This window comes from Kitasatospora sp. NPDC057198 (assembly GCF_042670125.1).
GTDB lineage: Bacteria > Actinomycetota > Actinomycetes > Streptomycetales > Streptomycetaceae > Kitasatospora.
This window is the reverse complement of the sequence record NZ_JBHUWH010000477.1, coordinates 1-5,857: the sequence shown is the minus strand read 5'-3', so window position 1 is coordinate 5,857 and position 5,857 is coordinate 1. Positions and strand designations below refer to the sequence as shown.

Genomic DNA, 5,857 nt, shown 5'->3' with positions numbered 1-5,857 from the left:
CGTCGGCGACCACCAGCGCCCGGTACGCGGCCGCGGTGCCCGCCGCCAGGCCGAGCGCGGCCAGGCCCGCGCCCGCCGCGTACCCGGCGTTCATCGCGGTGCGCGACAGCGCCCGGTAGGCCGAGTGCCGCTCGCCCGCGACCTCGGTGGCGTACAGGATCTCCATCGAGCGGGCCGCCCGGTCGCCCACCGTGGCCAGCCCCACCACCAGCAGCAGCGCCGCGAACGAGGAGCACGCCAGCACCGCCGCCAGCGCCGCCACCCGCAGCAGGTGGCAGCCGATCAGCACCCGCCGGGCCCCGTGCACGGCGGCCAGCCGCCCCGCGAGCGGGGTGCCGGCGATGCCCGCCACCGAGGACAGGCCCAGCAGCAGGCCGATCTGGGCGGCTGACAGCCGGCTCAGCTCGGTGAAGTACAGCACGCAGACCGCCGACCAGACGCCGGTGCCGGTGCGGTCGACGAACAGCGTCCACAGCATCGTCCGCCCGTCCCGTCCGCCCGGCGGACGGCGCAGCTGGGCCGCCAGTCCTTCGCTCCGCGCCCGCTCGCCCATGGTGCTCCCCGTTCTCCGCAGAGGGCCGTCCGTCCGTACGGCGAGCAACTCTGCCCGATGAGTATCTCGATATCAAGATGCTTGACGTCGAGACGACTCTTCGGCCTCCGGCGGGTACGCTCGGCACATGGTCGATCACGGACATGCGGAACACCCCGGCGCCGTCGGCCCGGTGACGGCGGACGACCTGGCCGAGGGCGTCCGGCTGGTCGTCGCCCTGCTGAGCGGGCCGGACGCGGCCGCCGCCGACTGGGACCGGCCCGCCGGGACGCTGGAGTGGAGCTGCTGGGAGACCGCCGAGCACCTGGCGGACGACCTGTTCTCCTACGCGGCCCAGCTCGGCCCGCAGACGCCCCCCGCCGAGGGCTTCGTACCCTTCGTCTACCGGCGGGAGGCACCGGGCAAGCCCGCCAACGTCGTCTTCGCCCAGCGGGAGGCCGGACCGCGGGGCCTGGTCCAGGTGCTGGAGGCGTGCGGGGCGCTGCTGGTGGCGATGGTCCGCACGGCGCGCCCGCAGGACCGCGCCTTCCACGGCTTCGGAACGGCGGACGCCGAGGGCAGCGCCGCCATGGGGCTGGTCGAACTCTTCGCCCACGCCGAGGACCTGGCGCTCGGCCTGGGGCTGGAGTGGACGGCCCCCGCCGGGATCAGCGCCCGGGTGCTGCACCGGCTCTTCCCCGGCGCGCCCGCCGGCACCGACCCCTGGCCGACCCTGCGCTGGGCCACCGGCCGGGGCGACCTGCCCGGCCTCGAGCGCCCCGCCGAGTGGCGCTGGTACAGTGCCCCGCGCGACTGAGGGCCGGCCCGCACACCGGCCCGCCCGCGCCTGCCCGCTCCCGGTCCTGACCCCGCCCGGCCCGAACTCCGCCCCCGGCTCCCGCGCGGGTCACAGCAGCGGCTGGATGTCCCCCGTGGTGACGGTCGGGCCGGTGCCGCGGGTGGTCAGGTCGCCCGGGGGGATGCCCGGGTGGTGGCGGGAGTCGCCCGGGGTGGCGGGGGACGGGTCGGCGAGCGAGATCCGGGAGACGATCCGGTAGCGGTCGCCCCGGTAGAGCGAGTGGACGTACTCGACGGGGTCGCCGGAGGCGTCGGTGGTCAGCCGCTCGAAGCGCAGCGCGGGGGACAGGGCGGGGACTGCCAGCAGCCGGGCCTCGCGGTCGCTGACCACGGTGGGCTCGATGGCCTGCACGGCCTGGTGGACGTGCACCCCGCGGGCGGCCATCAGCTGGTAGAGGTCGCCGCGCTCCAGGTCGGCGGGGGCCAGGCCGGGCAGCAGGGCGGCCGGGATGTGCAGGTGCTCGATCGCCATCGGCTCGCCGTCCACCAGCCGCAGCAGGACGATGTGCAGGATCGGCGTCGGCGGTGAGAGCCACAGCTTGCGGCCGATCGCCGCACCGGCCGGCATCGAGCTGAACTCCAGCACCCGGCTGGTCCAACTCCCCGACGCCCGCGGCACGCTGAAGGACGGCTCGCCCCCGCCGGACGGGGTCAGCTCCTGGACGATCTTGGCCGGGGCGACGAACATGCCACGCCCGTGCTCGCGCACCAGCAGCCCCGCGGCCACCAGTTCGTCCACCCCGGCGCGCAGCGTCGGGCGCGAGACGCCGAGTTGGGCGCAGAGCGTCCGCTCGGAGGGGACGGGGTCGCCGGGGGTCAGCGACTCGACCAGCTCGCGCAGGTACTCCCTGACCTGATCGCGCTTCAATCCCGCCCCGCCGGACGAATCCGTCGCCATCGTTCCATCCCTTCGCTCCGAACTGGTCAGACCATACCAGACCAGTTCGCGGACCTTACCAGTGGTGGCCCAGGCCCCGGAAGCCCCGAACTGGAAGGTTTCCTTGCAGGTCGGAGCCCGTGTGAAGTGGACGCGAGGGGCCTTGACGGGCCGTGGCGGCTGTGCCACCTTCTCTTACCACCGACCGGACCAGTCCACTGTACTGGTAAACAGTCGGTCTCCTTGGAACAGCCCCCACACGCATCCCCAGTCACCTTGAGGCGGCACCCACCGTGAGATCCACCGCACTTCCGACCACCCTGCGCTCCGCGATCGCCCTACTGCTCGGGGCGGCCACCCTGACCGCCTGCTCCTCCGGCTCCGGTTCGGGCTCCCAGGAGACGGCCGGACCGGCCGAGCTGACGGTCTGGATCATGAAGGACAGCGTCACCGACACCTTCCTGAAGGACTTCAAGGCCGACTTCGAGTCCTCCCACCCCGGCACCACCCTGAAGGTGCAGATCCAGGACTGGGAGGGCATCGGCCAGAAGGTCACCAGTGCGCTGGCCAGCAACGACGCCCCCGACGTGATCGAGGTCGGCAACACCCAGGTCGCCCAGTACGCGGCCAGCGGCGGCGTGCACGACCTCAGCGACAAGACCGCCGAACTCGACGGCGCGCACTGGATCCCCGGGCTCGCCGCCCCCGGCAACATCGGCGGCCAGCAGTTCGGCATCCCGTGGTACGCCGCCAACCGGGTGGTCATCTACCGCAAGGACCTGTTCCAGCAGGCCGGCATCACCACCCCGCCCAAGACCCGGGAGGAGTGGATCACCGACACCCAGAAGCTCAACACCGGCGGCAACGAGGGCATCTACCTCTCCGGCCAGACCTGGTACGTGCTGGCCGGCTTCCTGTGGGACGAGGGCGGCGACCTCGCCGTCAAGGGCTCCGACGGCAAGTGGGCCGGCGCCCTGGACACCCCGCAGGCCAAGGCCGCGATCGGCTTCTACCAGCAGCTCCAGGCCCTCGGCAAGGGCCCCAAGGACTCCGACGAGGCCAAGCCGCTGCAGGCCGAGGTGTTCGCCCAGGGCCACACCGCGCAGCTGATCTCCACCCCCGGCGGCGCCGCCGCCATCCTCAAGGCCAACCCGGAGCTCAAGGACAAGCTCGGCTTCTTCCCGATCCCCGGCAAGAGCGCCGACAAGCCCGGCGCGGTGTTCACCGGCGGCTCCGACCTGATCGTCCCCGAGTCCTCCCACCACCAGCAGGCCGCCTACGAGGTGGTCAAGGCACTGGCCGGGGACAAGTGGCAGACCGAGATCGCCAAGCAGATGAGCTACGTCCCCAACCGGACCACCCTGGCCTCGGTGCTCAGCGGCAACGAGGGCGCCGCCGCGATGGCGGCCGGCGCGGTCAACGGCCACGCCACCCCCAACTCGCCCGACTGGGCCGCCGTCGAGGCCGACAACCCGATCAAGCAGTACATGACCCAGGTCCTCACCGGCGCCGACCCCGGTGCCGCGGGCAAGACCGCCAGCCAGGCCATCACCAAGGCGCTCAGCGGCAACTGACCCCGACCGGCCCCCCGCCGGCCCGGCCCGCCGCCCGGCCGGGCCCCCGCCGGTCCGCCCTCCCGGGTCCGCACCACCGTCGAACAGGAGTACACCCCGCCGTGCCCACCAACGCGTCACCGCCGCTCCGCACCCGGATCCGGCCCTACCTGCTCATCGCCCCGACCCTGGTGGGCGCGGCGTACCTGCTGCTCTATCCCGTCGCCCGCAACCTGGTGATCTCCTTCCAGCACTTCCGGCTGGCCGAACTCATCCGCGGCGGCGCCCCCTTCGTCGGGTTCGACAACTACACCACGCTGCTCGACGACCCCAAGTTCTGGACCGTCACCCTGCGCACCCTCGGCTGGACCGCCCTCAACACCGTGCTGATCACCGGCCTCGGCACGCTGGTCGCGCTGATGCTGGTCCGGCTCGGCAAGCGGATGCGGTTGGCCGTGATGAGCGCCCTGGTGCTGGTCTGGGCGACCCCGGTGATCGCCGCCACCACGGTCTTCCAGTGGCTCTTCCAGTCCCGCTTCGGGGTGGTCAACTGGGCACTTGACCAGTTGGGGCTGCACGGCTACCACGACTACGCCTGGTTCGCCCACTCCGGCGCCACCTTCACCGTCCTGGTGCTGCTGGTGGTCTGGCAGTCCGTCCCCTTCGCGGCGCTCACCCTCTACGGCGGGCTCACCACCATCCCCGCCGAACTCTACGAATCCGCCCGGATCGACGGCGCCGGCGCCTGGCAGACCTTCCGCCTGGTCACCGTCCCCGTCCTGCGGCCGCTGTTCGCCCTGGTCACCTCGCTCGAAGTGATCTGGACCTTCAAGTGCTTCGCCCAGATCTGGGTGGTCAGCCAGGGCGGCCCCAACGGCGCCACCACCACGCTGCCCGTCTACGCCTTCCAGATCGCCCAGAACCTGCACAAGTACGACCTCGGCGCCGCCGCCTCCACGCTCACCGTGCTGATCCTGCTGGCCGCGCTCGTCACCACCCTGCGGCGGATGCACCGCCAGGAAGGAGCCGAGGCGTGAACCCCCTCGCCCCCCGCAAGCTCCTCGCTCCCCGCCGACTGCGCCGCCTGCCGCTCAACCTCGCCGCGCTCGCCGTCCTCGTCACCGCCGCGTTCCCGGTCTACTGGATGGTGGTCACCGCCTTCAAGCCCACCGCCGAGATCCAGTCCGCCACCCCCGCCTTCCTGCCCCTGCACCCCACCCTCGAACACTTCTCCACCGCGATCCACGCCCCCGGCTTCGGCGGCTACTGGCGCAACAGCCTGCTGGTCACCCTCAGCGCCGTCCTGCTTTCCCTGGTCGTCGCCCTGCTCGCCGCGTACGCCGTCGGCCGGCTGCGCTGGCGCGGCCGCCGGGCGTTCCTGCTGCTGGTCTTCACCGCCCAGATGGCGCCCTGGGAAGCCCTGCTGATCCCGATGTACGTCATCGCCCGCGACACCGACATGCTCGACAACCTCAGCATGCTCACCCTGGTCTACTTCATGACCACCCTCCCCTTCACCATCGTCACCCTGCGCGGCTTCCTCGCCGCCGTCCCCGCCGAACTCGAAGAAGCCGCCCAGGTCGACGGCTGTACCCGGGCCGCCGCCTTCCGCCGGGTCACCCTCCCGCTGCTCGCCCCCGGCCTGCTCGCCACCTCGCTGTTCGGCTTCATCACCGCCTGGAACGAGTTCGCCTTCGCGAACACCCTGATCATCAAGAACCAGGACGCCCGCACCCTCCCGGTCTGGCTCTCCTCCTTCGCCAACGTCTTCGGCACCGACTGGGGCGCCACCATGGCCGCCGCCAGCCTCTTCATGCTCCCCGTCCTGCTGGTCTTCCTGTTCCTGCAGAACAAGGTCACCACCGGCATGACCGCCGGCGCCGTCAAGGGCTGACCCCCGGAACACCCCCGCCGAGACCCCCGCGCCGGGCGAACCGACCGCCGCCGGAAGCACCCCGACCCCGCCACCGGCGGGGACGGGCCCGGCACAGCGCCCCGACCGGGTACCAGCGCCCGGCCGACCGGCCGCCACCGGGG

The 5,857-nt window shown here is 72.6% G+C and carries 6 protein-coding genes; 4 read left to right on the top strand and 2 right to left on the bottom strand.

All coding sequences use genetic code 11. The features are described from left to right. The coding region (locus tag ACFUEL_RS33530; protein ID WP_380240995.1) for an MFS transporter at window positions 1–553 on the bottom strand (553 nt) is incomplete at its 3' end. Between the two features lie 127 nt (window positions 554–680). Here ACFUEL_RS33530 and ACFUEL_RS33525 point away from each other — a divergent pair. Continuing rightward, window positions 681–1,349: a hypothetical protein gene (locus ACFUEL_RS33525; RefSeq protein ID WP_380240993.1), complete on the top strand. Its 669-nt coding sequence runs from the start codon at window positions 681–683 to the stop codon at window positions 1,347–1,349. Between the two features lie 90 nt (window positions 1,350–1,439). Here the strand turns inward: ACFUEL_RS33525 and ACFUEL_RS33520 are convergent, their stop codons facing one another. After that, complete coding sequence (locus ACFUEL_RS33520) at window positions 1,440–2,288, bottom strand: GntR family transcriptional regulator (RefSeq protein ID WP_380240991.1); 849 nt, start codon at window positions 2,286–2,288, stop codon at window positions 1,440–1,442. Window positions 2,289–2,560: 272 nt separating this feature from the next. Here ACFUEL_RS33520 and ACFUEL_RS33515 point away from each other — a divergent pair, with 272 nt between their 5' ends. The 3 genes from ACFUEL_RS33515 (at window position 2,561) to ACFUEL_RS33505 (ending at window position 5,714) form a co-directional block, all read left to right on the top strand. Further along, window positions 2,561–3,841, top strand: coding sequence for an extracellular solute-binding protein (locus tag ACFUEL_RS33515; protein ID WP_380240989.1), 1,281 nt, complete (start codon window positions 2,561–2,563; stop codon window positions 3,839–3,841). A 101-nt stretch (window positions 3,842–3,942) separates the two neighbouring features. Next, window positions 3,943–4,857 (top strand): carbohydrate ABC transporter permease, encoded by a 915-nt coding sequence (locus ACFUEL_RS33510; protein WP_380240987.1) that lies wholly within the window; start codon window positions 3,943–3,945, stop codon window positions 4,855–4,857. Then, window positions 4,854–5,714: a carbohydrate ABC transporter permease gene (locus ACFUEL_RS33505; protein ID WP_380240986.1), complete on the top strand. Its 861-nt coding sequence runs from the start codon at window positions 4,854–4,856 to the stop codon at window positions 5,712–5,714. The genes ACFUEL_RS33510 and ACFUEL_RS33505 overlap by 4 nt, the downstream gene beginning before the upstream one ends. The last annotated feature ends 143 nt before the right edge of the window (window positions 5,715–5,857 follow it).

What these genes read in the sequence shown, in the direction of transcription:
- ACFUEL_RS33525 (WP_380240993.1), top strand. Translation starts at nt 681, where the DNA reads ATGGTCGATCACGGACATGCGGAACACCCCGGCGCCGTCGGCCCGGTG.
- ACFUEL_RS33520 (WP_380240991.1), bottom strand. Translation starts at nt 2,288, where the DNA reads ATGGCGACGGATTCGTCCGGCGGGGCGGGATTGAAGCGCGATCAGGTC.